The organism is Actinoplanes siamensis, from assembly GCF_016862395.1.
GTDB classification, from domain to species: Bacteria; Actinomycetota; Actinomycetes; order Mycobacteriales; family Micromonosporaceae; genus Actinoplanes; species Actinoplanes siamensis.
On the sequence record NZ_BOMW01000060.1, the window covers coordinates 1 to 24,935 of the forward strand.

General features: G+C 70.3%; 22 protein-coding genes. 10 read left to right on the forward strand and 12 right to left on the reverse strand.

Annotated features, from left to right (window positions below; genetic code table 11):
* Positions 1-348: 348 nt before the first annotated feature.
* From Asi03nite_RS28465 to Asi03nite_RS38990, 4 genes are all read right to left on the reverse strand, one after another.
* Entirely contained in the window at positions 349-789 is a 441-nt protein-coding gene (locus tag Asi03nite_RS28465; RefSeq protein ID WP_203683558.1) for a hypothetical protein, read from the reverse strand.
* A gap of 481 nt (positions 790-1,270) precedes the next feature.
* A complete protein-coding gene (locus tag Asi03nite_RS28470; protein WP_203683559.1) occupies positions 1,271-1,693 on the reverse strand; it encodes a hypothetical protein in 423 nt (140 codons plus the stop codon).
* Positions 1,694-1,831: 138 nt separating this feature from the next.
* The gene (locus tag Asi03nite_RS28475) at positions 1,832-2,497 is read right to left on the reverse strand and encodes an AfsR/SARP family transcriptional regulator (protein WP_203683560.1); all 666 of its coding nucleotides are present in this window, start codon (positions 2,495-2,497) and stop codon (positions 1,832-1,834) included.
* A 217-nt stretch (positions 2,498-2,714) separates the two neighbouring features.
* The gene (locus tag Asi03nite_RS38990) at positions 2,715-3,116 is read right to left on the reverse strand and encodes an EamA family transporter (RefSeq protein WP_373872181.1); all 402 of its coding nucleotides are present in this window, start codon (positions 3,114-3,116) and stop codon (positions 2,715-2,717) included.
* On the opposite strand from Asi03nite_RS38990, the gene Asi03nite_RS28485 reads away from it, so the two are divergent.
* The 3 genes from Asi03nite_RS28485 to Asi03nite_RS28495 all read left to right on the forward strand — a co-directional run bounded on the left by Asi03nite_RS28485 (position 3,022) and on the right by Asi03nite_RS28495 (position 6,206).
* A complete protein-coding gene (locus tag Asi03nite_RS28485; protein ID WP_239102985.1) occupies positions 3,022-3,711 on the forward strand; it encodes a CGNR zinc finger domain-containing protein in 690 nt (229 codons plus the stop codon). The genes Asi03nite_RS38990 and Asi03nite_RS28485 overlap by 95 nt on opposite strands.
* Positions 3,712-4,044: 333 nt before the next feature.
* Positions 4,045-4,728: a response regulator transcription factor gene (locus Asi03nite_RS28490; RefSeq protein ID WP_203683563.1), complete on the forward strand. Its 684-nt coding sequence runs from the start codon at positions 4,045-4,047 to the stop codon at positions 4,726-4,728.
* A complete protein-coding gene (locus Asi03nite_RS28495; RefSeq protein ID WP_203683564.1) occupies positions 4,725-6,206 on the forward strand; it encodes a HAMP domain-containing sensor histidine kinase in 1,482 nt (493 codons plus the stop codon). Before Asi03nite_RS28490 ends, Asi03nite_RS28495 begins: the two co-directional genes overlap by 4 nt.
* A gap of 33 nt (positions 6,207-6,239) precedes the next feature.
* Here the strand turns inward: Asi03nite_RS28495 and Asi03nite_RS28500 are convergent, their stop codons facing one another.
* Complete coding sequence (locus Asi03nite_RS28500; RefSeq protein WP_239102998.1) at positions 6,240-8,315, reverse strand: MMPL family transporter; 2,076 nt, start codon at positions 8,313-8,315, stop codon at positions 6,240-6,242.
* A gap of 330 nt (positions 8,316-8,645) precedes the next feature.
* Here Asi03nite_RS28500 and Asi03nite_RS28505 point away from each other — a divergent pair, with 330 nt between their 5' ends.
* The gene (locus tag Asi03nite_RS28505; protein ID WP_203683566.1) at positions 8,646-9,848 is read left to right on the forward strand and encodes a monooxygenase; all 1,203 of its coding nucleotides are present in this window, start codon (positions 8,646-8,648) and stop codon (positions 9,846-9,848) included.
* Positions 9,849-9,904: 56 nt separating this feature from the next.
* Here the strand turns inward: Asi03nite_RS28505 and Asi03nite_RS28510 are convergent, their stop codons facing one another.
* The 6 genes from Asi03nite_RS28510 to Asi03nite_RS28535 form a co-directional block, all read right to left on the reverse strand.
* The gene (locus Asi03nite_RS28510; protein WP_203683567.1) at positions 9,905-10,585 is read right to left on the reverse strand and encodes a response regulator; all 681 of its coding nucleotides are present in this window, start codon (positions 10,583-10,585) and stop codon (positions 9,905-9,907) included.
* A 607-nt stretch (positions 10,586-11,192) separates the two neighbouring features.
* The gene (locus Asi03nite_RS28515; protein WP_203683568.1) at positions 11,193-11,834 is read right to left on the reverse strand and encodes a GTP-binding protein; all 642 of its coding nucleotides are present in this window, start codon (positions 11,832-11,834) and stop codon (positions 11,193-11,195) included.
* Positions 11,818-12,189 (reverse strand): DUF742 domain-containing protein, encoded by a 372-nt coding sequence (locus tag Asi03nite_RS28520; RefSeq protein ID WP_203683569.1) that lies wholly within the window; start codon positions 12,187-12,189, stop codon positions 11,818-11,820. The genes Asi03nite_RS28515 and Asi03nite_RS28520 overlap by 17 nt, the downstream gene beginning before the upstream one ends.
* Entirely contained in the window at positions 12,186-12,611 is a 426-nt protein-coding gene (locus Asi03nite_RS28525; RefSeq protein WP_203683570.1) for a roadblock/LC7 domain-containing protein, read from the reverse strand. Before Asi03nite_RS28525 ends, Asi03nite_RS28520 begins: the two co-directional genes overlap by 4 nt.
* A gap of 30 nt (positions 12,612-12,641) precedes the next feature.
* A complete protein-coding gene (locus tag Asi03nite_RS28530; protein WP_239102986.1) occupies positions 12,642-14,975 on the reverse strand; it encodes a sensor histidine kinase in 2,334 nt (777 codons plus the stop codon).
* A 503-nt stretch (positions 14,976-15,478) separates the two neighbouring features.
* The gene (locus Asi03nite_RS28535; RefSeq protein ID WP_239102987.1) at positions 15,479-16,696 is read right to left on the reverse strand and encodes an LLM class flavin-dependent oxidoreductase; all 1,218 of its coding nucleotides are present in this window, start codon (positions 16,694-16,696) and stop codon (positions 15,479-15,481) included.
* A gap of 142 nt (positions 16,697-16,838) precedes the next feature.
* Between Asi03nite_RS28535 and Asi03nite_RS28540 the strand changes: the two genes are divergently transcribed.
* From Asi03nite_RS28540 to Asi03nite_RS28560, 5 genes are read left to right on the forward strand one after another with little or no spacing between them, the layout of a single operon-like run.
* Positions 16,839-18,086: a cytochrome P450 gene (locus Asi03nite_RS28540; protein ID WP_203683571.1), complete on the forward strand. Its 1,248-nt coding sequence runs from the start codon at positions 16,839-16,841 to the stop codon at positions 18,084-18,086.
* A gap of 40 nt (positions 18,087-18,126) precedes the next feature.
* A complete protein-coding gene (locus tag Asi03nite_RS28545; protein ID WP_239102988.1) occupies positions 18,127-19,203 on the forward strand; it encodes a BMP family ABC transporter substrate-binding protein in 1,077 nt (358 codons plus the stop codon).
* Entirely contained in the window at positions 19,193-20,704 is a 1,512-nt protein-coding gene (locus Asi03nite_RS28550) for an ABC transporter ATP-binding protein (RefSeq protein ID WP_203683573.1), read from the forward strand. Before Asi03nite_RS28545 ends, Asi03nite_RS28550 begins: the two co-directional genes overlap by 11 nt.
* A complete protein-coding gene (locus tag Asi03nite_RS28555; RefSeq protein ID WP_203683574.1) occupies positions 20,701-21,741 on the forward strand; it encodes an ABC transporter permease in 1,041 nt (346 codons plus the stop codon). Before Asi03nite_RS28550 ends, Asi03nite_RS28555 begins: the two co-directional genes overlap by 4 nt.
* Complete coding sequence (locus Asi03nite_RS28560; protein ID WP_203683575.1) at positions 21,738-22,652, forward strand: ABC transporter permease; 915 nt, start codon at positions 21,738-21,740, stop codon at positions 22,650-22,652. Before Asi03nite_RS28555 ends, Asi03nite_RS28560 begins: the two co-directional genes overlap by 4 nt.
* 223 nt (positions 22,653-22,875) lie before the next feature.
* On the opposite strand, the gene Asi03nite_RS28565 is transcribed toward Asi03nite_RS28560, so the two are convergent.
* On the reverse strand, positions 22,876-23,670 hold the full coding sequence (locus Asi03nite_RS28565; RefSeq protein WP_275409502.1) for an SDR family oxidoreductase: 795 nt from the start codon (positions 23,668-23,670) through the stop codon (positions 22,876-22,878).
* A gap of 131 nt (positions 23,671-23,801) precedes the next feature.
* Here Asi03nite_RS28565 and Asi03nite_RS28570 point away from each other — a divergent pair, with 131 nt between their 5' ends.
* Positions 23,802-24,686, forward strand: a complete 885-nt coding sequence (locus tag Asi03nite_RS28570; RefSeq protein ID WP_239102989.1) for a helix-turn-helix transcriptional regulator — start codon at positions 23,802-23,804, stop codon at positions 24,684-24,686.
* Positions 24,687-24,935 lie beyond the last annotated feature (249 nt).

Below are 24,935 nucleotides of genomic sequence, written 5' to 3' on the forward strand. Positions count from 1 at the left end.
GTAGATGCCCTCGGCGGATCCGAGCGGCGACGGCGTCCGGTGACGCCAGCCTCCCATCGGCCTGGTGTCGCGGCCCGGACCGCCCGGAACGACCCTGACCTCGGAGCACAGCTCCGGCGCGGTCGAGGGCGACGGGATCGGATCAAATCGGGCGCGTGGCGGGCTCTCCCGGGCCGCCGGTGGCGGGCGGCGCCTGCCGAGACACCTTTGCCGACCGCCACCGGCCCGCGAACCGCGGCTACCCTTCCTTGCCGATCGTCCGGGAGCCTTCTGGATCGCGGGCCCGTCCCGGATCGACTCCGTCTTGCTACGCCGGTGTCAACTTCGCTTTCGCTGCGGCGAACGGCTCTATCGAACCGTGTAAGTAACGGCGCGACCGCTGGTGGCGGTGATGACCGCGCCGGAGGCGGCGGTCGCCTGGACCTTCAGCGTGATCGTTCCGTGCAGTCTGGCGCCGGCCGGGAAACTGCTGTTCCAGGCAACCTCGGCCATCGGCCCGAGAGACGTGGCCGGCCAGTAGGCGCCGCTCGGGCCGGCCGCCACGAAACTGACCGGCCCGGACAGCAGCACGTCACGGCTGCAACCGGCGACCGGGCCGCCGGTGACCTCCACACCCAGCCGCAGCCGGATGGTCTGACCCGGCGAAACCTTGGCTCCGCTCAACGGCCGCCCCCAGAACGCCCCGCCCACGCAGGACCCGGCGGCCGGCGCCGCCTCGGCCACGCCGGGCGTGGCCAGCAACCCGACACCCAGCAGCGCCGACCCCATCAAGATCCGACCGGAACGCATGGCTCCCCCTCATGATCGTTTACTCTTCGAAATTCCCGTCGCCGTCGACAGCCTCATGATGGCGGCCCGTTATTGCCGTGCCTTGACGATTGTGACCGGGTAACCGGATGTACATCGAAGCTCAACCCGGGAGCGTTCCCAATCAACAATTCGAGTTGCCCGGATGTCGCGCCGGTTACAATTTACGGACCTCCCGGTATCAATAGGAGCAAGCCGGCTCGACGGCACAGATCTTTTTCGTCAGGGCGCTCGTGGCCAGCCCAGTCGGATTCCGGCGACTCGCCGTCGGGCGGGCCGGTCACCAGGTCGATGGACGTCGCCACTGGGCAGCTCCCAGGTGTGGCCGTCGGACACCGCAAGGTCGGATGTCGTGTCTACGACGCACAGACGGTCATGCGCTGGCGGTCCTCGTTCCCGTGGGATCCGAGGTCCCTCGCGACGGCGGCTGCCGCACCGGCGCTGTGGTGGCCGGCCCTGGAGATCAGGCTGCCACGCACGGCTGCGGGGCCGTGAAGTCGGTCGTGCTCTGGTAGCTACCGCCGGGGAAGTCGGTCCAGACCGCGATGTACTGCAAGTGCGCTCCGGCGCTGTCGCCGGGGATGCGCTGGAGGGCGTGCTCGGTGGCGCCGCCCGCTACCGACGGCAGGCTGTTGATGCGGTGATCGGAGGGGGTCGACCCGGTGACGATCAGCAGCGCGCCGGTGTCCGACTGGTTGGTGATGGCCCAGTCGGCGATCCACTCGCCGGTGGCGGTGTCGCAGGTGCCGGAGACCGTGGTCCCGAACGTTCGAGGGGCAGCGGCCCCGGCGGCCGAGGCGGCCAGCGCGGGGGAGACGGCGAGGGCTGCCATCGCGCCGGTGGTAGCGGCGGCAATGATGCGGAACTTCATGGTCTGTCCCTTCATCGATGTCATGGAAGAGGCTCGTCCGAACCGAAAGGGCGAACGGCTTGTCCAATCTAGACCGATCAACCGGGCCATCGGGCGCAGAAAAGAGGAATGTCACATCGCGCGACCTGGTGCGTTCATATTCTTTCCATTTCGTCAATATAATTGATGCCGTGACGTTGGGGCATAAAGGGTCGACCTCCCACGCGGACTTGCGCTCGCCGGCCCCGGCGCGCTCGGGATGAGGGCGGGTTCGCGGCCGGTGTGGACGCCGCGCTGCCTGGCCGCGGTGATGCCCTCGCGTCGGCGCTTCAGGATGAGGGCGCGCTCGAACTCGGCGAAGGCGCCCGTCATCGAACAGCGGCAGGGCGGCCATCGGAGAGTCCTCGCCGGTGAAGACGAGGTTCTGGCATGCAGACCGGACATGAGCGGATCAGGTGCGTCGATAGCCGGATCCCGGGCGAGAATCTCCCGGTGCGGCCGCTCTAGACGCTCACCCGGCTCCATGCCCAGTTCGTCGATGAAGACATCGCGGGCTCGCCGATACGCCGAGAGAGCATCAGCCTGGCGACCAGAGCGGTACAAGGCGAGCATCAGGTAGGCACGTGCACGCTCGCGCAGCGGACGCGCCGCCACCAACGACTCCAACTCGCCGACCAGGTCACGGCGGTGACCGAGAGCGAGTTCAAGCCGGATGCGTTCCTCCACCGCGGCGTCCCGGCTCTCCTCGAGCTCGCGCCGCCAGCCGGCTACCCGGTCGCCCGGCACGCCCGGCAGCGGTGTGCCCCGCCACAACGCCTCGGCGCTGTGCAGGCGTTCCACTGCTGTGACTTCCCGGTGGCCGGGGGATTGCCGTCCCATAGGATGTCAATAATTTCGTCCGCTGAGAGGACATGACTGTTATTGGCGGCCAAGAGAGCGAACAGAGTGCGAGTTCGTATCCCGGGAACCTCTATCCGGCTGTCTTCATGGATCAGTTCCAGTGGTCCCAAAACGCGCAGCTGCACCGTGCCTCCCCCGTGCTGGGTCGTGTCTACGGCTATAAAATGACGTCTCGGATGCCATCAGTGCGGTCGGGTGGTAGCGGCGGTCCGCAGGCAGTGCTGTGTCCGGCGACCTGCCGCAATTGATGCGGATAGCTCCGTCGAAATGGGTGCCGTGGTGGAGAACCACGCGGCTGGTAACAGGTGAAGGCGGCAAGGCGCAGGATGAAGCCCGTAGCCCGTCGGAGCCAGCTGTTCAGAGTGGGAACGGATCCGTCAGGAGCGTGTCCCGGAGAATTCCAGTTCGGGCGCTGCCTGGACGTGATCTTCGGCGGGGCGTCGTTGTAGGAATACACGGCCGCGATGACCAGGACGCCGCCGCATATCTGGAGCGGGGAGAGGGCCTGCCTCAGCCATAGCCAGGCCAGTACCGCGCTGAAGACCGGTTCCAGGGAGATGTTGACCGCGCCGGCTTGCGGTCCCACCCGGGCGGTCCCCCAAGAGAAGAGCGCCCGAGCGTTTCTCAACACCCTCGATCTGGAGCTGCGCTCAGACGCCCTGCAGACCACCGAAGGCCTGCGCGCCTGGGTTGCAGCCTGGCTACCGAACGTCGCCGGCGCGGCGTTCACCGACGACGACCGTCGGCGAGCGGTGTCCCTGCGCGAAGCCCTGCGATCGGTGGCCGCCGCCAACTCACCGTCCACGGCTGGCGCGGCCGCCGTAGTGCGACTGAACGACGAAGCCGAGAACTTGCCGCTGATCCTTCGCTTCAGCACCAGCGGGGTCCGCCTCGGCGCCGCACCCGGTACCCGACATCCGCTAGGGGCGGCGATCCTCGGCATCGTCGCCGTGGCAACCATCAATGGCTCCTGGGAGCGCCTGAAGATCTGCCCGGCACCCGACTGCTTGTGGGCGTTCTACGACCACTCGAAGAACCGGATGGGCGTCTGGTGCCAGATGGGGGAGTGCGGCAACCGCCATAAGGTCCGCCGCCACCGAGAGCGCCGCCGCTCCCAGGCAACGGTGAAAGCCTCCAGCCCTTTGCGTCAGTAGGCCGGTCGGACCCTGCGCCCAACATCCCTCTGGGGTACGTCCGAACGCCTCACCCCGCCGTCATCGCCGCCTTGGCCCGAACAGCCCAGGTGTTCGTCGTAACCGGACAGCATTCCTCCGACAGGACGACTACGTCGTCGCGGTAGGCCTCTCTCTGGTAGCCGGCGCCATTTGCCGGGCGAGCAGGACCGGTACGTGGCCCTGGCCGAGATCGGCGAAGGCTTCGATGCGACACCTGCTGGCATCGCGGGCGACGGCTCTAAGGTTGGCCTCAGGTTGATCGGTGAGCATGAGCGGCAAAAGCATCGATGGTTGGGGGCCGGCGTGCGGATCATGATCGCGGATGACGAGGCGGCCATCCGTGACTCGCTGGAACGGGTGCTCCAGGTCGAAGGTTACGACACCAGCACCGTCGCCAATGGTCTCGCCGTGCTCGACGGGGTCGCCGGGGCCGGCGGTGACACGCTCGATCTGCTGATCCTCGACGTGATGATGCCCCGCCTCGGCGGGTTGGAGACCTGCCGGCGGTTGCGGGCCGCGGGCCGGGATCTGCCGGTGCTGATGCTGACCGCCCGTGATCAGGTCTCCGACCGGGTTGCGGGGCTGGACGCGGGCGCCGACGACTACCTGCCCAAGCCGTTCGCCACCGAGGAGTTGCTGGCCCGCGTGCGGGCCCTGCTGCGCCGGCGCACGCCGACCGACGAGGAGTCGCAGATCCTGTCGTTCGCCGACGTCCGGCTCGATCCCGACAGGTTCGAGGCGCGGCGGGGCGGGCGGTCGCTGCACCTGACCCGCACCGAGTTCTCCCTCCTGCAGGTCCTGGTGCGCAACGCGACCCGGGTCCTGACCCGCGACGCGCTGTTCGAGGCGATCTGGGGCTTCGACATGAGCGCCACCGCGAACAACCTCCAGGTGTACGTGAGTTACCTGCGCCGCAAGATGGAGGCCGAGGGTGAGCCGCGACTGATATACACGCTGCGCGGCCTGGGATACACGTTGCGGGAGACTCCGCCGTGAGCAGGCCCACCGGCCGGGAACCGCGCCGGCTGACCCGCTGGTGGCGCCGGCGGTCCCTGCGGACCAGGCTGACGGTGATCGCGGCAACGGCCATCGCGGTCAGCGTGTTCGTGGCCTTCCAGGTGGCCAGCGAGCTGCTGGACGGGGAACTGCGGGACAGCGCCGAAAATCAGCTGCGCGCCGACTCCCGCGTCCTGGCGACGGACGCTGAGCGCGCCGGTCTGGCGCATGTCCAGCTACCGTCGTATCCCGGATCCGGTCGGCTGGTGCGGGTCATCCTGCCCGACGGCTCGACCCGGACGCCGGCCGGCCAACCCGCGCTGCCTCCGGTCAGCGAGCACGCCGCGCGGGTGGCGCGGGGCGCGTCGGCCGACCTGATGGAGTCCAACGACAGCGACGAGGGCTACGTCGTCTACACGCTGCGGGCCGGCGACGGCGCGGTCCAGGTCGCCCACCTCGCCGACGACAGCCCGGTCAACCGGTTCGGGTTCGGCATGCTGCTGATCGGACTGTTCTGCGTGGTCGGCGGAGCCCTTGTCGGACGGACCGTGGCGCGGACCGGGCTGGCACCGATGGACCGGTTGACCGCCGCCGCGGTACGTGTCGCGCACACCCGGGATCTCGACGCCGGCATCCCTGACGAGGGCGGTGGGGAGATCCGGCGGCTGATCCAGTCGATCAACGACATGCTCGCCGCGCTACGGGACTCCCGGAGGGCTCAGCGGCTGCTCGCCGAGGACGCCGCCCACGAGCTCAAGACCCCCCTCACCAGCCTGCGCCTCAACGTCGAGCTGCTGATCCGGCTCGATCGGCGCGGCACCCTGGACAGCGCACTGCCGGCGGAGAGCCGGACCCGGCTGCTCAACGATCTCGGCGCCCAGGTGGCCGAGTTGAGCACCCTTGCCGCTGAGCTGACCGACCTGGCGCGCGGTGACGTCAGCGACGAGAACACCGAGCTGCTCGACCTCGCCGACGTGGTGGTGGCGGCCGTGACCCGGGCGCGTTCCCGCATGCCCCACATCGAGGTCGCGCTCGACGTGACCTCAATGTGGGTGAGCGGGCGTCCCGCGGCGCTCCAGCGGGCGGTGCTCAATCTCATCGACAATGCCGGCAAGTGGTCCCCGGCGGGCCAGCCGGTCCAGGTTCGGCTCCGTGCCGAGGGCGCCTCGGCGGTGCTCGAGGTCGACGATGCCGGGCCGGGCATCGACGCCGCCGACGTACCGCGGGTGTTCGACCGGTTCTACCGTGCCGACAGCGCCCGGGCGTTGCCGGGATCCGGTCTGGGGCTGTCGATCGTGCAGCGGGTCGTCGACGCCCACGGCGGCCGGGTCGCCGTCGCCCGCTCCGCGCGCGGTGGCGCGCTGCTTCGGGTCGATCTTCCGGCCGCGGCCCCGCCCGACCCGATCGCGCGGCTCACCGCCGGGGAGGACACCGCGGTGCGCCGACCGCGTCCGTGCCGAGATCCGGGACGGGCCTGAGCCTCGTCCCGGATCTCGTCCGTGCCGCCGCGCTCACCGTTGCAGCGCGAGCCCCTCGTCGTCCGCGAGCGACTGTTGCCGGTTCGGCGGCTCCGCCGCTGGACGGGACAGCCGGCTCGGCCACCAGATCCGCCGGCCGATCACCAGGGTGAGGGCGGGCACCAGGACCGACCGCACCAGCAGGGCGTCGAGCAGCACGCCGAAGGCCACCAGGAACCCGACCTCGATCAGCAGCACCAGCGGAAGTGTGGCGAGTACCGCGAACGTGGCCGCCAGGACCAGGCCCGCCGACGTGATGACGCCACCGGTGGCCGAGAGGGCTTTGAGCATGCCCTCTCGGGTGCCGAGGCGTACGGTCTCCTCGCGGGCCCGGCTCGCCAGGAAGATGTTGTAGTCGACGCCGAGCGCCACCAGGAACATGAAAGCCAGCAGCGGCACCGAATAGTCAACGCCCTTGAAACCGAGGATCGTGTCGAAGACGAACACGCTGCCGCCGAAGGCCGCGGCGAATGAGACGACAACGGTGGCCATCAGGACCAGCGGGGCCACGATCGCGCGCAGCAGCAGCCCGAGGACGATCAGGACGACGGCGAGCACCAGCGGGATCACCACCTTCTCGTCGCGGCTGGTGGTCACCTCGGTGTCGAGGTTCTCCGCACTCGGGCCGCCGACGATCGCCTCGGCCCCGCTCACCGCGTGCACGGCGGTGCGTACCCGCTTGATCGTGTCGTACTCCGCGACGGTGTCCGGCGCGTCCGTCGGAAACACGGAGATGTTGGCCCAGCCACCGCTGGTCTCCTCCGGGATAGCCATGGCCACACCGCTCGTGCCCTTGACGACGTCGAGCACCCGCTCCTGGTACGCCGGCCGCGTGAAGATCGTCATCGGCTGGCCGCCGAGCTCCGGGAAGTGCTGGCGGAGAACGGTGAAGCCGGTGACCGACTCCGGCGCGGACAGGAACTGTTCCTGCTCCCGCAGGGCACCGGTGTTGCCCGCCAATCCGATGGCGAGCACGCCGAGGACGCCGAGCGAGCCGAGCGTCGCCACCCACCGGCGGCGGCTGATGGCGGTGCCGAGCCGTCCCCACAGCCCCGGCTTCTCCGCCACGGCCGTGCTGAACCGCGGGACAGCCGGCCAGAAGATCCGCCTGCCCAGCACCACCAGCACCGCCGGGAACAGCGTCAGCATCGCCACCAGCGCGCACAGGATGCCAGCCGCACCGATCGGGCCCAACCCGCTGGTGCTGTTCAGGTCCGCGGCGAGCAGGCAGAGCAGGCCGGCGACCACGGTGGCCGCGGACGCGACGATGGCCGGCGCCGCGCCGCGCAGCGCGTGGACCATCGCGACCCGTACGTTCTCGTGGTGGTGCAGTGCCTCCCGGTACCGGGCGATGAGCAACAGCGCGTAGTCCGTGCCGACGCCGAATACCAGGATCGTCAGCAGCGCCGAGTTCTGGTCGTTGACCACGACGCCGAAGCCCTTGACGAGCAGGTAGACGGTCGCCATCGCGGTCAGTGCGGCCGCGCCCACGACCACCAGCGGGATGAACCACAACACAGGGCTGCGGTAGGTGAGGATCAGCAGGAGCGTGACGACGACCACGGTGGTGAGGAAGACCTGCAGGTCGATGCCGTCGAAGATGGCGTCCATGTCACCGTCGACCGCAGCGGGGCCGGTCACCTCGAGTTCCAGGCCGGCGGGGCGCTCCCTCGCGGCGTCACGCAACGGGCCGACGACGGCTTCCGGTGCGCCGTAGGTCGTACTCACCTGAAGAGTGAACATCATCGCCTTGCCGTCGGTGGAGGGTCTCGTCGCCGGGCCCTCGTCCTCGCCGCCGGCCGCCGTCACCCCCGGCGGGTACCGCTTGGTGAGGGTGTCGTGGTGGCGCTCGACCGTCGCGCGGTCGGCGTCGGTCATGCCGCCGGCGCGGTGGTACACGAAGACGAACGTGTTGTCCTCACCGCCGGGGAGGCTGTCCTCCAGTACCGCCACCTTGGTGGACTCCGAGCCGGCCGGCAGGGTGTCCACGGCGCTGTCGGTGGTGACCGAGCTCAACTTTCCGCTCAGCGGCACCATGACCGCCGCCAGCGCCAGCCACAAGCCGATCACCAACCACGGCACCCACCGGCCTGCCAACCGACCTGCCGGCGCTTCCCCGGACGGCGCTGCGTCGACTGCCATTCAGTTGCCTCCTACATAGGAGTCGCATCGCTTTCTGACGCATGATTCGTACCGAGCGATTCTGAGACGGCCATTAATGCGGCGCTCGGGCCGGTGGCCCGAACCGGGTGCCCGGCGCACGAACCAGCGCGGTGGCGTCGAGGTCCTGCCCGGTCCGCAAACGGCTCTCCGGAGAGCAGTACCGCGGTACCACCTCCCTCTCGAGATGACGGCCGCGGTATGACGAAACGGGACCGAAGCGGGCCTAGCGTTCGGGCCATGAAGAAACCTCATGGTCCGCAGTGGAAGTTCGGGGCGGCCGCCACGGCGCTGGTGACGGCGTTCACGGTCGCCGCCTGCGGGTCGGATCGCGACAGCGGTGCGGCGCCCGCCTCAGCCGGCTCGCACAGCGGGCACGCGGGCGGGTCGTCGGCTCCACCGCGCCCACCGCGCGCCGGCGAGCGGTTCGTCGACCTGAAGATGGCCGAGGCCTACACGCCCGCGCCGCCGGAGGGCGGCACCGACGAGTACCGGTGCCAGACGATCGATCCGGGTCTGACCAAGGCGGCGTTCCTGACCGGGACCCAATTCACGCCGGAGAACGTCGCCATCGCGCACCACGCCATCGTGTACGCGGTGCCGCCGAGCGGCGCCGCCGCGGTGCGTGAGCAGGACGCGAAGACCCCTGGCCTCGGCTGGCGGTGTTTCGGCGGGACCGGCGTGGACGGCGCCGAGGTGGAAGAGGGGGACGCGGCGTGGGTGGACACCTGGGCACCGGGCGCCACGGAGGCGCTGCTCACCCAGGACGCCGGCTACAAGCTGGAGCCGGGCAGCCTGCTCATCCTCCAGATCCACTACAACCTGCTGGCCACCGACGGCAAGCCGGCCGGGTCGGACCGGTCGGCGGTGCGGCTACGGCTGACCGACGGCACGCCGCAGACCCGGGAACTCGTCACGTGGCCGGTCGACGCGCCGACCGACCTGCCCTGCGCCGCCGACGAGTCAGGTCCGCTCTGTGACCGGGCGGCCTCGATCGCGGACGTGACGAAGCGGTTCGGGCGGGACGTCGGCGACATGGCGGACCGTCAGGTGAAGGAGTGCGGCCAGAGTGCGCCGAAGCCCGGTGACACCCAGACCTGCGACCACAAGGTGCCGGAGCCGATGACGCTGTTCGCTGGTTTCGGCCACATGCACATGCTCGGGCGGGCCATCAAGGTCGAACTCAACCCGGGCACGGCGAACGCCAAGGTCGTGCTGGACGTACCGCGGTTCAACTTCGACGACCAGCGGCTGATGACGCTGCCGTCGCCGGTGGAGATCGGTCCGGGGGACACGCTGCGGGTGACCTGTACGCACGACGCGGGGCTGCGCAAACTGCTGCCGCAGCTGAGGAAGCTGCCGCCGCGCTACGTGGTGTGGGGCGACGGCACCAGCGACGAGATGTGCACGGGCATCATGACGGTCTCCCGCCGCAAGTCCTGAGGAAGCATCGAACGTGTGAGCTCGCCGAGGTCGACAAAGCCGAAGAAGAGCTGAGCTCACCCACGTACGCACTGAATCGGCCGGGTGAGCCTCAGGTCGTAGGCGAAGATCACGGCCTGGATCCGGTCCCGTGCGCCGATCTTGGCGAGGACCCGCCCGACGTGGGTCTTCACCGTCGACTCCGACAGCGTGAACCGCTGCGCGATCTCGCCGTTGGTGAGGCCGTGGCCGATGGCGACGAGGATCTCGCGCTGACGGTGGGTCAGGAAGTCCAGCCGGGGATCCTCCCGTACGGGCTCGCAGAGGTCGTCGTCGAGCCGGTCGGTGAACGCGTCGAGCAGCCGCCGAGTCAGTGCCGGCGCGATCACCGGGTCCCCGGCGGCGACGGCCCGGATGCCGGCCAGCAGTTCCTCCGGGCGGATGTCCTTGAGCAGGAAACCGCTCGCCCCGGCCCGTAGCGCGGCGAACGCGTACCGGTCCATGTCGATCGTCGTCAGCACCAGGATCCGCGAACGCCCGCCGGCGGCGACGATGCGCCGGATGGCCTCGATCCCGTCGACGCCCGGTATGCGGATGTCCATCAGCACCACGTCGGGATGCAGCTCGGTGATCCGCCGAACGGCCTCGGCGCCGTTCTCCGCCTCGCCGATGATCTCGGTGTCGGGGGTGCTCTCCAGCAGCATGCGAAACCCGAGTCGCTGCAGCGGCTGGGCGTCCACCACGAGCACAGAGATCATGAATGGCTGCCTTTCCGGGTGGCGTGGACAGCCGAACCAGCCGTCCGGCACGGGCCGGCGCTGACCGTGCCGCCGTGGAGCGCGGTGTGTCCGGCCATGCCGGCGAGGCCGGGACCCGCGTCGCCCGGCGATGCCTACTTCATACCGAGCGACCCTGAGACGACTGTTAGAACATGGCGCTCCGGCCGGTTGGCCACGGAGGTGCGCGGGCTGGCGTGCTGGAGCGCGTTGTCAGGGCCTCATGCACGATGCGGTAGGCGCCAGCCGCACGCCGAGGTCCAGCCGGTCGTGGCTGCCGTGTAGCGGTAGGCGAGCCGTCCCCGGAGCTGGCGGCCTACTCGATACGAGGATCGGCCGGACAACGCGGAAGCACCGCGACGTGGAGTCCTGGGCCGAGCGAACGCCGGGCGCTCCACGGAGCCTCTCGTAGGAGCCGGCGCCACGGCTCCGCTGACTCAACCGCCGAGGAATGCCGCGAGTTCATCTGGTACGACGTTTCGTTCAGCACCGCTTGGAACGGTGTCGTCACGGTGATCGCATCGCCGTGGGAGTCGGCCTCCTGAAGCCGGACCAGCCCCACCGGCCATCGCGGACATCGTCGGACCGATCAGGGGTGGCGCCGGGACGCGGGGCTGGTAGGGCCCTGCTCGCGGCGCGCCACGGCACCAGGCCCGCTCGCGCCCAGCCGCCTGGTCAGCACCTCCTCGGTAAGCGCGGCCAGGACGTCCTTCACCGACTCGCGCTGCCGGGCGTCACACTCGACGATCGGCACGGTCGCGTCGACGCCGAGCGCGTCGCGCACCTCGGCCAAGCCGAAGCGCTGTCCGCCGTCGAACCGGTTCACCGCGACGATGAACGGGATCTCGTTCTCCTCGAAGTAGTCGATAGCCGGGAACGAGTCCTCCACCCGGCGGGTGTCGACCAGCACGACCGCGCCAAGTGCCCCGTCGACCAGGTCGTCCCAGAGGAACGCGAAACGGTCCTGCCCCGGGGTGCCGAACAGATAGAGCAGCAGGGTGTCGTCGAGCGTGATCCGGCCGAAGTCGAGCGCCACCGTCGTGGTGGTCTTGCCGGACACGGCCGACGTGTCGTCCACGCCGATCGACCGCTCGGTGAGCTCGGCCTCGGTCACGAGCGGTTCGATCTCGGAGATGGCGCCGACGAATGTCGTCTTGCCCACCCCGAAACCCCCGCTGATCACGATCTTGACGGCTATCGGCGGCGCCGCGGTGTCAGAGAGCGCGGACACGATCCCGGATCCTTTCGATCAGGCTTGTGGAGAGCTGGTCCGGCTGTTCCTCGATCCGCAGGTAGCCCTCGGTGAGCAGGTCGCCGACGATGACCCGGACCACGCCGAGCGGCGCCATGAGCGCCGCGGAGAGGTCGGCCAGGGACTTCGATCGCTGGCACAGCTCGACGATCCGGCGGGACTCGAAACGCAGCGGTGCGGACAGCGCCGCCGGCGCCGCCACCAGCTGGGTCTCGATGCGCAGCCCGTCGTGCACCGGCCGGGTCCGCCCACCGGTGAGCATGAACGGGCGCACCACCGGGTCCTCGTCGTACCGCGGTCGGTGGCCCGCATGCGGCCACTTGTCGTCGGTCATCGCGGCAGGTGCTGCCGGGACTCGGCGATCAGCGCCGGCGTGAGCAGGGTGCCGAACCGCTCGGCCAGTGTGGAGATTTCGTAGCCGACCAGGCCCAGGTCGCATTCGCTGCCGGCGACCACGCCGAGGACGCTGCCGCCGGAGATCTGCGACACCAGCAGGAACCCTCGCCGCATCTCGATCATGATGAGTTTCAGGCCGTCGAAGTCGTACCGGCGGGACGCGCTGCGGGCCAGGCTGGCCAGGCTCGACACGATCGCGGCCAGCTGGTCCGCCTCGGCCCGGTCCAGCCCGTCCGACGCCGCTATCAGCAGGCCGTCCGAGGAGACCGCCACGGCGTCGCGTACGCCGTCGGTCTGGTGGACGAAGTTGCCGAGCAGCCAGTTGAACTGATGGCGGTCGGCAGAAGCGTCAATGCTCATGGTTCCTCCCAGTCTCCTGTCGCCGGCCGGTCACGGCCGTCCCCCGTTGTCCGCCCCGGCCCGCAGCACACCCGCCCGGAACGCGGTGAGCCGCTGGCGTACCGCCTCCGGCGTGTCCGTGATGACCGCCGGCGCGGGGTGCACCTCCACATGCTCCGGTCGCGGGCCGCCGGCGCGTTGCCGGCGCGGGCTGCGCCGACGCAGGCCGTTGACGGTATGTTCGGGTTCGTCCGGCGATCCCTCGACCGGGTCACCGCCCGTCACCACCACGTATTCGATCGTGTCGGAGCGTAGCGGGACGCTCTCCGCCCGCGGCGCCGGGAGGATAGGGCGCGAGGCGGCTGGAGGGGGCGGCGCGACGGTGGCGGCGATCGGCGCCCGCTGGCTGATCACCGCGGCCGGCAGCGCCAGCCGGGCGGTCACCCCGGTCACCGGCGACGGGGTGAGCTCCACCTGGACGCCGATCTCGGCGGCGAGGCGGCCCACCACGAAGTGGCCGAGGAACCGGGCCGGCGCGGTGATGAAGTCGCCGTCGCCCCGCAGCCGCTGGTTGGCGCGCTCCATCTCGGCAGGGGTCATGCCGATGCCGGAGTCGATGACCGCGATGAGGTAGCCGCCGCCGACCACCCTGCCGTGGATCTCCACCTCCATGTCCGGCGGGGAGAAGGCGAGGCCGTTCTCGATGAGCTCGGCGAGCATGTGCGCGACACCGCCCACCACCGAGCCGTCGACGAACACGTCGTCGACCCGCCGCAGCGTTACCCGGCGGTACTCCTCCACCTCGCCGACCGCGGCCCGGATCACGTCGGAGATCGGCAACGGTTCCGCCCACTGCCGTGGACTCGCCGCACCGACCAGCACGAGCAGGCTCTCCGCGTTCCGACGCATGCGGGTGGCCAGGTGGTCCAGCTCGAACAGGTTGGCCAGGCCGGTGGGGCTGGTCTCCTCGCCCTCCAGCCGGGTGATGAACCCGAGCTGGCGGCGTACGAGGTTCTGGTTGCGCCGGCCCAGGTTCGCGAGCGACTCGGCGGTCGCGAGCCGCAGCCGGGCCTGCTCGGTGGCCAGCGCGTAGGCGGTGTTCTGCACCCGCTCCAGCGCGTCGGCGACCTGGCGCACCTCGTCGCTGGCGTCCGGGGTCACCCGGACCGGCGGCGGACGGGTGTCCTGACCGCCCGCGGTGGCCCGGTGCACGGCCTCGGGCAGCGACTCGGCGCCGATCCGGCCGGCCTCCTCGGCCAGGGCCGCGAGCGGGCGGGCCAGCCAGCGGGACGCCACGACGGCCAGGTAGACGGCGCCGGCGAGGCAGAACACCACCACGGCGACGAGCAAGCCGAGCCGGCGGGCGGCCCGGTCCTTGATCGAGGCGGCGATCTCCTGAGCGTAGACGCCCTCCGCCTTGCTGGCCCCGACCATGACGTCGAGAAAGGCGCCGGAAGCCGACCACCAGGCCTTCGGGTCGACGGTCAGGGCACGGCCGTCGGCCGCGGCCAGCGCGGCGTTCTCCATCGCGACGATCTGCTTGCCGGAGGGGGTGTTCAGCACCTGCTTCTGCCCCTCGAGGGCGGCCGGGTTGCCGTACTGGTTGAAGGCCACCACCGCGGAGTCGCGCGCCGACTTCGCCGCGACGAACTGGACGAACTCGCCGGGGCCGAACCGGCCGGCCGAGAAGACGCCGGCGAGAAGCATGCGTTCCTGCGCGGCGGACTCCGTGGACACGTTGAAGAAGCTGAGCGTGGCGTAGGTGCGGCGCAGGTCGTTGTCGTCGACGGCGTTGAGGCCGAAGTCGACATTGATGAGCCGGCTGATCAGGTCGGTGTAGAAGGCGGCCGTGGCGCCGCGGGCGCCGGCCCCGGTGTCGGTGGTGGCACGGATCGCGGCGAGGCCGTCGAGCCGGGCGGTCACCGCCGCGACCCGGTCCTCGACCTCGCCACCCCGGCCGGTCAGGTCCTCGACGGCGGCGCGCTGCCTGTCGACCGACTGGCGGGCCGGGGCGAGCTGGGCGCGGAACGTCGTGGCGCCGCCGAGCAGCCCGACCGCGAGACCGCGCTCGGTCTGCAGGGCGTCGACCAGATCGATCACCGCGAGGTCGAGCGTGACGGCGTGGTCGGTCCGCACCGCGGTGCGGTACTTGTGGATCTCCCCGACCGCGATGACACCGAGCAGGACCAGCGTGGCCGCCACCGGAAGGGCCAGGGTGCGGGCGATGCGGGCGCGGATCGTGCCGCCGGTGCGGTGGCGCGCCAGGGTTCGCGCGATGCGGCCCCGGACGGTGCTGTCGCCGGCGCGGCGGCTGGTCACGAGACGCGCGATGGCGCCGATGCGGCGGCGACGTGCCGGCGCGGCACCCTCGTCGTGGGCGGGCACGGATCAACTCCTCTGCAGGCCTTCTCCCGGATACTCCAGGCCTTTCCCCTGTGCTCGCGCACACAATCGGATCTGCGGTACCTCTCGCCAACCACGCGGACCGTCGAGAGGTCGCGAAAGGATCACTCTCCGCTGATCAATCAGGATCTGCGCCACGATGTTCCTGGTCAAGAGTTCGGTGAAACATTTCTGCGGCATACTGCCGTGCTGTTGCACACCTTCGGCCGGGACGACACGACGATGCCGGCCGAGCGGTGTCCCCGGCCTGCCCCGCGACGGGGCGTGGAGGTCGGTCGGGCCACCGGTGCGACCCCGGTCAGCGGTGACGGCGGTGAGCGCGGGGAGGCTGAGCCTGGCCGTGGACGACAGCGCGACACCGACCAACCCGCCCGTTGGTCACCCCGCCGGGCACCGGGCCGACCCCGTACACCGCGCTCGGTGACTCATCCGCCGGCGGCGAAGGCGCGACCAGCTTCCTTCCCGGAACCCCGAGCGCGGAAGAGTCAGGCGAAACCTTGGCGGAGGGCTGGCAGGACCGACTCGCCGAACGGGATGATGTCGGTGTGGTAGTCCGGGAATATCAGCATCAACCCGTCCAGTTCGGCGGTCGTCATGATGTGCTGGATGTGTTCGGTGATCGTCTCCGGACCACCGGTCACGTAGGCCGTCTGGAACGCTTCTTCCCCTGTGGCGCCCTCGGCCCAATCGCGGGCCGCGTCGAGTGGGATGCCCCACGACGCGCGCATGCCGGCCAGGGCGACCTTGTCGAGGCCCTCGGCATAGTGGGCCGCCTTGGCCGCTGCGGCCGCGTCGGTCTCGTCCAGGACGACCGTGAGCATCGAGTAGGTCTTGACCGCGCGCCCGAAGTCGGCGGCCCGGTCGTGGACCGAGCGGGAGTAGTCGCGCATCTGGCGGAGGTCGTCGGCGCTCAGGAAGGCGCCGTCGGCGTACCGGGCTTGGAACTCGCGCCCCCTTTCCGACCGGCCGGCGCTGATCAAGGTCGGCCGGTCCGCGGGATGTGGGCGTGACTCGCACTCTTGGAGGGTGAAGAAGTCTCCCTTCATCGTCACCTTGTCCTCGGTCCAGAGGCGCATGACCGCGATCAGCCACTCTTCCGTCATCCGGTAGCGCTCGTCGTGCGACAGGTCCGGATCCCACAACCCCATTTGGGCGAACTCGTCGGCGTAGGAGCCGTTGACGATGTTCATCCCGGCCCGGCCGCCCGAGACGTCCTGCAGGGTGGTGAACATCTTGGCTGCGAGCGCGGGGTGGAAGACGTTAGCGTGCACGGTGGCCCAGATGTCGACGGTGCTGGTCGCCTCGGCCAAGGCCGACATCATCGTCATCGACTCGAGCGTGCGGCCCCAGTGGTCGGTGCTGCCGCCGAAGCCCTTCCATTTCGCCATCGACATGATGAAGTCGAGCCCGATCGCCTCGGCGTCGAGCGCCACCCGGCGGTTGTAGGCGTAGGTCGCCTCGGGATGTGGCGCCGACCGGGAGATCATCCAGCCGCCGTTGCCGATCGGAAGGAAGACGCCGAACTCTTTGGCGGCGGCGCTCATGTCGCGGTCGAGATCAGTGCGGCGGGCGCGTCGAGGGCGATCGTGATTCGCACGTCGCTCCGTCCTTTCGGATACGAACGAAGACCCACGCGCACGTCGGTGGCGGTGCCGGCACTGCTGCCTCTCATCGACACTCCCGGAGCCGAGTGTTTCCGGCAAGTAAATCACCTTCGTTCTCGGCCATCGTCCGCATCCGCGACGGAATCGGCAACATCCGCGACGGAATCGGCAAACTGTTGCCCGGCGTCCCGGCCACGGTCCATTCTCAACGGTCGGGTAGCCGACTCGAGGAGCGCGTCAGGTGGTCAGTGAACTCGCGGACAGCTACGACCCGCTCGGCGCGCACGCCGAAGATCCTTACCAGTTCTACGCCGAGGCGCGCCGCCGCGAGCCGGTGTTCTACTCGCCGCGGGTCGACGCCTGGGTGGTGACCCGGTTCGGTGATGTCGAGGCGGTGCTCAAGGACTGGACGGGTTTTTCCTCGGCCAACAGCCTGCGGCCCGTCCGGCAGCTGTACCCGGCGACGCTGACCGTGCTGGCCGAGGGGTTCCCGCAGCTGCCGGATCATGTCACGTCCGACGGTGAGGCGCACCGCCGGCTGCGGTCGCCGTACACGAAGCATCTGACCGCACCCGGCCGGGTCAAAGGCCTGGAGCCGGGTGTCCGGGCGCGGGCCGAGGCCCTCGTGGACGGGTTCGCCGAGGCCGGGAGTGCCGACCTCATCGTGCGATTCGCGAAGCCGCTGCCGCTGCAGACGGCGGCCGCGATGTTCGGGTTCGCCCCGGACGACGTGCCGACCGTGCGGGACGGCAGCGAGTCGGCGTTCCGGCTGGGCAGCGTCGACCTGACCGAGGCCGACGAGGTGGCCGCCGCCCACGCCTTCGTCGCGTTCGAGCGGCTCGTCGCACGGTACGCGCACCGGCGGCGCACGGCCCCGAACGGCGACCTGATCAGTGACGTCACGGCCGCGCTGGCCGACGGCGACGGGCCGCTGACGGCGGATCAGGAGGCGGAACTGGTCACTACCATCAGCAACAGCTTCGGCGCGGCGCACATCACCACCGCGGACCTGATCGGCAGCGCCCTGAAACTGCTGGTCGGGCATTGGGAGCAGTGGGAGTTGCTCACCCGCCGGCCGGAGCTGATCGCCGGGGCGGTCGAGGAGGTCCTACGGTTCGAGACGCCGATCCCCACCATGTTCCGCCGGGCCACCCGCGCCGCCACGATCGGTGGCGTGGAGATTCCGCAGGGGTCGGACGTCCTGGTGGTGTTCGCGTCCGCGAACCGGGACGAGGAGCGCTACCCGGACGCCGAGCGCTTCGACGTGACCCGCAGGCCGGTCCGGCACTTCGCGTTCGGGGCCGGGGTGCATACCTGCGTGGGCGCGGCGTCGGCGCGGGCCCAGGCGCGCGTGGCGTTGCAGGTGCTCACCGAGCGGCTGCCGGGGCTGAGCCCGGCGCCGGGCAGGGCGGTGCCGATCCGCCGCTCGATCAGCGTGCGCGGGCCGCTCCGGCTCGACCTGAACTGGACGACCCGCGAAAATCCATAGTGGACTTACCGAATCGACGTCTATGAGTTTAACTGAGGCCGTGAGGAAAGCACTGGCAGTGATCACCGTCGGCGCCGCGGTCGCCGCGCTTGCCGCATGTGTCAGCAACGACGAGACCGCCACCCCGGCATCCACCGCGGCCCCCGGCGGCAGCACCGGCACCCTGCTGCCCGGTGAACCGGACGTCAACGGTGACGGCAAAGTGATCATCGGGGTGCTCAGCCCCGGCGACATCAACGACAACGGCTACTACCAGAGTTTCGTGGTCAAGGCCGAGGCATTCGCCCAGGCCCAGGGCTGGACGGTCATCAAACGCGGAAGCGTGCCGGTCTCCGAGGCACTCACCGCCGCCCGGGCCCTCTGCCAGCAGAAGGCCGACATGGTCGCGATCGGCGCCAGCGAGCTGAAGGACGCCATCCCGGCGTCCGAGGAGGGCGTCTGCGCGAAGACCGCCTGGTATGTGCCATCCTCCGCCAACGTCCCGCAGACCCCCAGGATCATGCTGTCCAGCGACGACCCGAACCAGTCGATGCTGGTCGCCGGATATGCCGCCGGCCTGCTCATGCAGGCACGGAACACCACCAAGGCGGGCTTCGTCACCGGCCCGGAGGCCGACTTCACGAAGATCGCCTCGACAGCGTTCCTGGCCGGCATCCGCGAGCTCGTCCCGGGCGCCACGCTGGTCACCACGTATACCGGCGACTTCGACGACTCCGGCAAGGCCCGCGAGGCGACGCAGGCGCAGCTCAGCCAGGGGGTCGGGGCGATCTACCCGTACCTAGGGGGCGCGACCGACGCCGCGACCGCGCTGGCCAACTCCGCCAAGGCGGTCACACTGACGCCCGGAACCGACCGGTGCGCCTCCACCAGCCCCGCCTTCGACGTCTCGGTGCTGTTCGATCCCGGCGACTATTTCGCCGCGGCGCTGCAACTGTACGCCGCGGGCAAGCTGGAGATGGGCATCACCAAGACATGGCAGCTGGGGGTGGACCCGTATCCGACCGTGAAGCTCTGCAAGGGCACCCCTGAGCAGAACGCCAAACTGTCGGCCTTCATCGCCGACATCGGCGGCGGCAAGATCGACCCGGTGGCCGAGGTGCGTAAGCTTGGCTCCTGAGCCCGCTGTGCGCCTGCGTGGGATCACCAAAAGGTACGGCGCCGTGGTGGCCTGCGACGGCGTAGACCTGACCCTCGAGCGCGGCGAGATCCACGGCCTGCTCGGCGAGAACGGCGCCGGCAAATCGACCCTGATGCGCATCCTGCTCGGGCTCGAGACGCAGGACTCCGGCGCCATCGATCGTGACGGTCGTGCCGTCACGATCGCAGGACCGAGGGAGGCGGCGGCTCTCGGCATCAGCATGGTGCATCAGCACTTCAGCCTCGTCGACCCGTTGACGGTGTGGGAGAACGTCGCGCTCGGCCGATCCGGGCCGGTCCGGCGCGCGGCCGAGCGGGCCGGGGTGCGTGCCGCGGCGCAGCGCTACGGGCTCGCGATCGACCCGGACGCCCGCGTCGGCACGCTGTCGGCAGGCGAGCGGCAACGCGTGGAGCTGCTCAAATGTTTGCGACGCGATCCGACCGTATTGATCATGGATGAACCCACCTCCGTGCTGACGCGGTCCGAGTCAGCCGAGTTGTTCACCGTGCTGCGCCGGGTCGTCGCGGCCGAACATCGCGCCGTCGTCCTGATCAGCCACAAACTCGCCGAGATCACCACAGCGACCGATCGGGTGACCGTCATGCGCGCCGGGAGGGTCGTCCTGCGCCGGGCGACGACCGCCACGACCGAGGCCGAACTGGCCCGGGAGATGGTGGGCCGCGAGGTAACGCTCGGCGCGGCGGTCGGTGTGCTTCCGCACGCCACCGCCCCGGCGTCCCCGGCGGCGTCGGCGCAGACAGCACTGCGGCTTCGCGGGCTGACCGCGCGGCCCGGCCTGGACGACCTGTGCCTGACCGTCCACGCGGGGGAGATCGTCGGGCTCTACGGCGCCGAGGGCAACGGCCAGAAGTCACTGGGCGACGTCCTCAGCGGGCTGACCGTCCCGGACGCCGGCACGGTGGAGGTGGCCGGTGCCTCTGTCGACCTGCGCCGGCCCGGGGCGCTGTCCGCCGCGGGCCTCGGCATCGTGCCCGAGGACCGGCACCACGCCGGCGTCGTGCTCGACCTGAGCGTCGCGGAGAACCTCGTCATGACCCGGCTCGGCGACGTCAGCGGCCGCGTGTTCATCGACCGGCGGCGCCTGCGTCGGCGGGCACGAGCGCTCGCCGACGAGTACGGCATCACCGCCGCCTCGCTGGACTCGCCGCTGCGCGACCTCTCCGGCGGCAACCAACAGCGTGTGGTGTTGGCGCGCGAGCTTTCCGGCCGGCCTCGGGTGCTGGTCGCCGCCCAACCCTCCCGTGGCCTCGACGTCGGCGCCGTCGAGGACCTGTACGCACGCCTGCGCCGCTGCGCAAGCGACGGCATCGCCGTGTTACTGATCTCCACGGAGCTGGAGGAAATCCTGGCGCTCACCACCCGGATAGCGACGATATTCCGTGGCCGGATCGTGGGTGAGCTGCCCACGGCGCAGGCCGACGGGGAGCGGCTCGCTCTGCTGACCGGCGGCGTGGCGTGACCCGTGCCGGCCCCTGGGTATCCGCCGCGATCGTCACCGCGGCATTGGTCCTGCCCGGCCTGCTCATCGCTGTCACCGGCGGATCTCCCTCCGCAGCGTTGCGGGCGCTGATCCAGGGCAGCCTCGGCGATGCGACGGCCGTCAGCCAGACCCTGCTGTACGCCGCGCCGCTCCTGCTCGTCGCCGTCGGCGCCTGTTGCAGCGCGCGGTCCGGCGTGTTCAACATCGGTCAGGAGGGCCAGGTGCTCATCGGGGCCCTCGCGGGCGCCGCCGCCGGACTGCGCCTGGCCGTGCCGGGACCCGCCCTGCTACTCGTCGTCCTGCTCGCCGCGGCGCTGGCGGCGGGGGCATGGGCGTGGCTCAGCGCACTCATGAACCGGCTGCGCGGGGTGGACATCGCGGTGAGCACGCTGCTGATGACGTTCCTCGCGCAGCAGGTGGTCGCGTTCGCGGTCACGACGCCGTGGCTGTTGCAGGAGTCGCGGCTGGGCGAGGCGGCCGCGCTACCGCAGTCGAACAAGCTGCCCTCAGGTGCGCTGCTCGGCTCCCTCGGCGATCATCCAGGGCTGCAGCTGAACCTCGGGCTTGCGGTGGGCGTTGTCGTCGCGATGCTGGTGGCGGTGGCGCTGGACCGGACCCGGTGGGGATTCCGGCTGACGGTGGCGGGGCTCAACCCGGCGGCGGCGCGGCACGCCGGGATACCTGTCGCGGCCGTCGGCGGCATCGCCCTGGCCGTCTCCGGGGCCCTCGCCGGCATGGCCGGCGCCGTGTTGCTGGCCAGCCCACTGAGCACCAACCGGCTGCAGCCCGACATCTCGATCGACATCGGCTGGGACGGCCTGCTCGTCGCGCTCGTCGCCCGCAACCGGCCGCTGCTCACGATCCCGGTCGCAGGGCTGTTCGCGGTGCTGCGCGCCGGTGGCAACTTCCTGGCCGCGACCGGTGTGCCACCGTACCTGGTCGACGTGGTGAAGGCGCTGCTCACGCTGGCGTTCGTCGCGCCCGCCGTCATGCGCCGCCGGTCGGTGGTCGCATGAACACCGTGGCCGGAGACCTGGAGACCATCCTGTCCAGCGGGATCCGGCTGGCCGCGCCGCTCGCGTTCGCGGCCTGTGGGGAGTACGTCGCCGAACGCGCTGGCACGCTGAACGTCTCCGTCGAGGCGATGATGCTCGGCGCGGCCTTCTGCTCGATCGCCGTCGCCGGTCTCACCGGCAGTGCCACAGCCGGCCTGCTCGTCGGCGTGTTGCTCGGCGCGCTCGTGGGCTCGGCGCACGGTGCCCTCTCGCACCGGTGGCACGTCAACAGCTTCGTCGTGGGTCTGCTGCTCAACGCGCTCGTGCTCGGGCTGACCAGCTATCTGGCCACCGTCGGCAATCCGAGCCGGCATCAGGTCGAACTGGTCAGCGTGCCGGGGCTGCGCGACCTGCCGGTGCTGGGCGCTCCACTGTTCGTCGAACGCTGGCCGGTCTACCTGCTCCTTGCGCTGGTGCCGCTGGCGTGGTGGCTGGTGGAACGCAGCCGCTGGGGGCTGGAACTGCGCGCCGCGGGCGAGAACCCGGAGGCGGCGCACATGACCGGAATCCGGGTCAACCTCCGGCGGCGGCAGGCGTTGCTGTGGTGTGGCGCCCTCGCGGGACTCGGCGGTGCCTACCTCGCGGTGGGTGAGGTGGGTTCCTTCAACCAGAACATGACCGCGGGCCGCGGCTACCTCGTCATCGCCGCGGTCATCTTCGGCGGGTGGCGCCTCGGGCGTACGCTCGCCGGCTGTGCCGTGTTCGGCCTCGCCGACGCGCTGCGCCTGGCCCTGCCCGCGCTCGGGCACACCGTCAACTCACAGCTGCTCATCTCGGCGCCGTATCTGCTCGCCCTTCTCGCGATGCTGCTGTTCACCACCCGTCAGCGGCGGCCGGGAGCCCTGGCCCAGCCCTTTCGGCGTACTCCCTGACGGATACCTGTACGAGCGTCCTGGAGCACCCTGCCCGACCGCGGTACACCCCTGAAGATCCTTGGTCGCTGACTTCTGCACAGGTGGGTCAGGTTTTCGGCTCGGCGGAGCGTGGGCATGCCCGCTGAGTATCGCAAGCGGGTTGCCTGACCAGCCACTTCAGGCGTGGCAGATCGGCCGCGGTACGAACGCCCAGGGGCTGGCCGGACGCGCCCGGAGCGGTCTACGCGGTCGTGGCGATCCCGCCGTCGACGGGGATGACGGCGCCCGTCAGGTATGCGCCGGCCCGGCTGGCGAGGAACACGGCGACACCCGCCATGTCATCGTCGCGGCCGATCCGGCGCAGCGGGGCCGACGCTGCGATCGCCTCGCCGAACTCTTCCAGGGTGGCCGCCATCATCGTCGACGGGAACGGTCCCGGCGCCACGGCGTTTACAGCGACGTGCTGGGGCCCCAGTTCCCTGGCGAGGTGTCTGGTGAGTTGATGCACTGCCGCCTTGCTGCTGGAGTACGAGTAGTTGGGCCGATGGGGGACGTGTAGGGCGGCGATACTGCCGATGTTGATGATCCTGGCGGGATCGTCGGCGGTGCCCGCCCTGCGCAGGGCGGGCAGCAGCGCCTGGATCAGCCAGAACGGCGACTTCAGGTTCAGGTCGACGACCGTGTCCCATGCCTCGTCCGGAAACGTCTCCAGCGGCGCGTCCCAGAGGGCGCCCGCGTTGTTGACGAGGATGTCGAGACGCTCCGAATCGGCGGTGACGAGATCGGACAGTCGCCGGCACTCGTCATGGCGCGACAGGTCGGCGGGGATGGCCCGCACGTCACCGAAGGTGGACAGCTGTTCCTGCGCTTGAGCGCACGCTTCTGCGTTGCGTGAGCTGATGACCACGCGCACGCCCGCCTGCAGAAGGCCACGCGCGATCATCATCCCGATGCCTCTGGTGCCACCGGTGACGAGCGCGCGCTTTCCACTCAGATCGAAGAGTTCTGCATGCGTCGCGAATTGCTTGACTCGCACTTCTCGCCTTCTTCCCGGTGCCGGATGTGGTGCTGCCATCACAACCCACGGTGTGCGCGGGTAGGAGTTACCGCTCTTCGGGGTAATGGCGGTACCTCCCAGCGCACCGCCGCACGGCCTACGGTGATGAGGTGACCGACAGCCAGCGGCATGAGCGGGCCGACGAGGTGCGGGAGTTCCTCAGCACCCGTCGCGCCCGCATCACGCCCCAGCAGGCGGGGCTACCCGTCTTCGGTGGCAATCGACGAGTCATCGGGTTGCGGCGGGAGGAGGTGGCACTGCTGGCCGGGATGAGCATCGACTACTACATCCGCCTCGAGCGCGGGAACTTGGGCGGCGCCTCGGACTCGGTGCTGGATTCCTTGTCCCACGCGCTCCAACTCGACGACGCCGAACGCGCCCACCTCTACGACCTGGCTCGCGCGGTCACCGCGTCCGAGCGTCGGCCTCCCCCCGCAACCGGGCGGATCCGGCCGGTGGTGCTGCGGATGCTCGACGCGATGGCTGGCTTGCCGGCCTACATCTGCAATGGGCGGTTGGACATCCTCGCTGCCAATTCCCTGGGCCAGGCTCTGTATGCCCCGGTCTGCGATTCCCCGTTGTTTGCGCAGCGTGGTCCGGTCAACACCGCGCGCTTCCTGTTCCTCGATCCCGGCTCCGTCGACTTCTGGCCCGAGCGGGAGAAGGCCGCCAACGACTTGGTCGCCTTCCTGCGCACCGAGACCGGCCGCTCCCCCCGGGACAAGGGCCTGACCGACCTGATCGGCGAGCTCTCCGCGCAGAGCGACGAGTTCGCGCGGCGTTGGGCCAGGCACGACGTGAGGTTCCACCACTCCGGGGTGAAGCGACTCCGCCACCCGCTCGTCGGGGACCTGACCCTGTCCTACGAAGCCCTCGGCCTGCCCGCTGATCCCGGGCTCCGGATCACCGTGTACTCGCCCGAGCCCGGCTCACCCGGACGCCAGGCACTCGATCTTCTGGCCAGTTGGGTCGGCTCGACTGCACTCGAGCACTGACAATCTCACCACCTGGAGATCCTTGGTCGCTGACTCTGCACGGTTCGGTGACAGGCCGGTTGACACCGACCTGGTAGGTCCGCTCCGCGTCGCAGGTCGGCGGCGCGGAGCGGACCGGCGGCAGCGCTCCTGTTCCGCCCGTCGGCGTTCGCCGCGTGACCGGCCGAACGTCGCACGGCGCGAACGCCTCATCTGCGGGCCAGTCGTGCCCGATATAGCGGATGGACAATGACTTCCGGCAGAAGGACA

Excerpts from the sequence above, each read along its gene's own strand:
- Asi03nite_RS28465 (WP_203683558.1), bottom strand. The coding sequence starts at position 789 with ATGCGTTCCGGTCGGATCTTGATGGGGTCGGCGCTGCTGGGTGTCGGG.
- Asi03nite_RS28470 (WP_203683559.1), bottom strand. The coding sequence starts at position 1,693 with ATGAAGGGACAGACCATGAAGTTCCGCATCATTGCCGCCGCTACCACC.
- Asi03nite_RS28485 (WP_239102985.1), top strand. The coding sequence starts at position 3,022 with ATGACCAGGACGCCGCCGCATATCTGGAGCGGGGAGAGGGCCTGCCTC.
- Asi03nite_RS28490 (WP_203683563.1), top strand. The coding sequence starts at position 4,045 with ATGATCGCGGATGACGAGGCGGCCATCCGTGACTCGCTGGAACGGGTG.
- Asi03nite_RS28505 (WP_203683566.1), top strand. The coding sequence starts at position 8,646 with ATGAAGAAACCTCATGGTCCGCAGTGGAAGTTCGGGGCGGCCGCCACG.
- Asi03nite_RS28510 (WP_203683567.1), bottom strand. The coding sequence starts at position 10,585 with ATGATCTCTGTGCTCGTGGTGGACGCCCAGCCGCTGCAGCGACTCGGG.
- Asi03nite_RS28520 (WP_203683569.1), bottom strand. The coding sequence starts at position 12,189 with ATGACCGACGACAAGTGGCCGCATGCGGGCCACCGACCGCGGTACGAC.
- Asi03nite_RS28525 (WP_203683570.1), bottom strand. The coding sequence starts at position 12,611 with ATGAGCATTGACGCTTCTGCCGACCGCCATCAGTTCAACTGGCTGCTC.
- Asi03nite_RS28560 (WP_203683575.1), top strand. The coding sequence starts at position 21,738 with ATGAACACCGTGGCCGGAGACCTGGAGACCATCCTGTCCAGCGGGATC.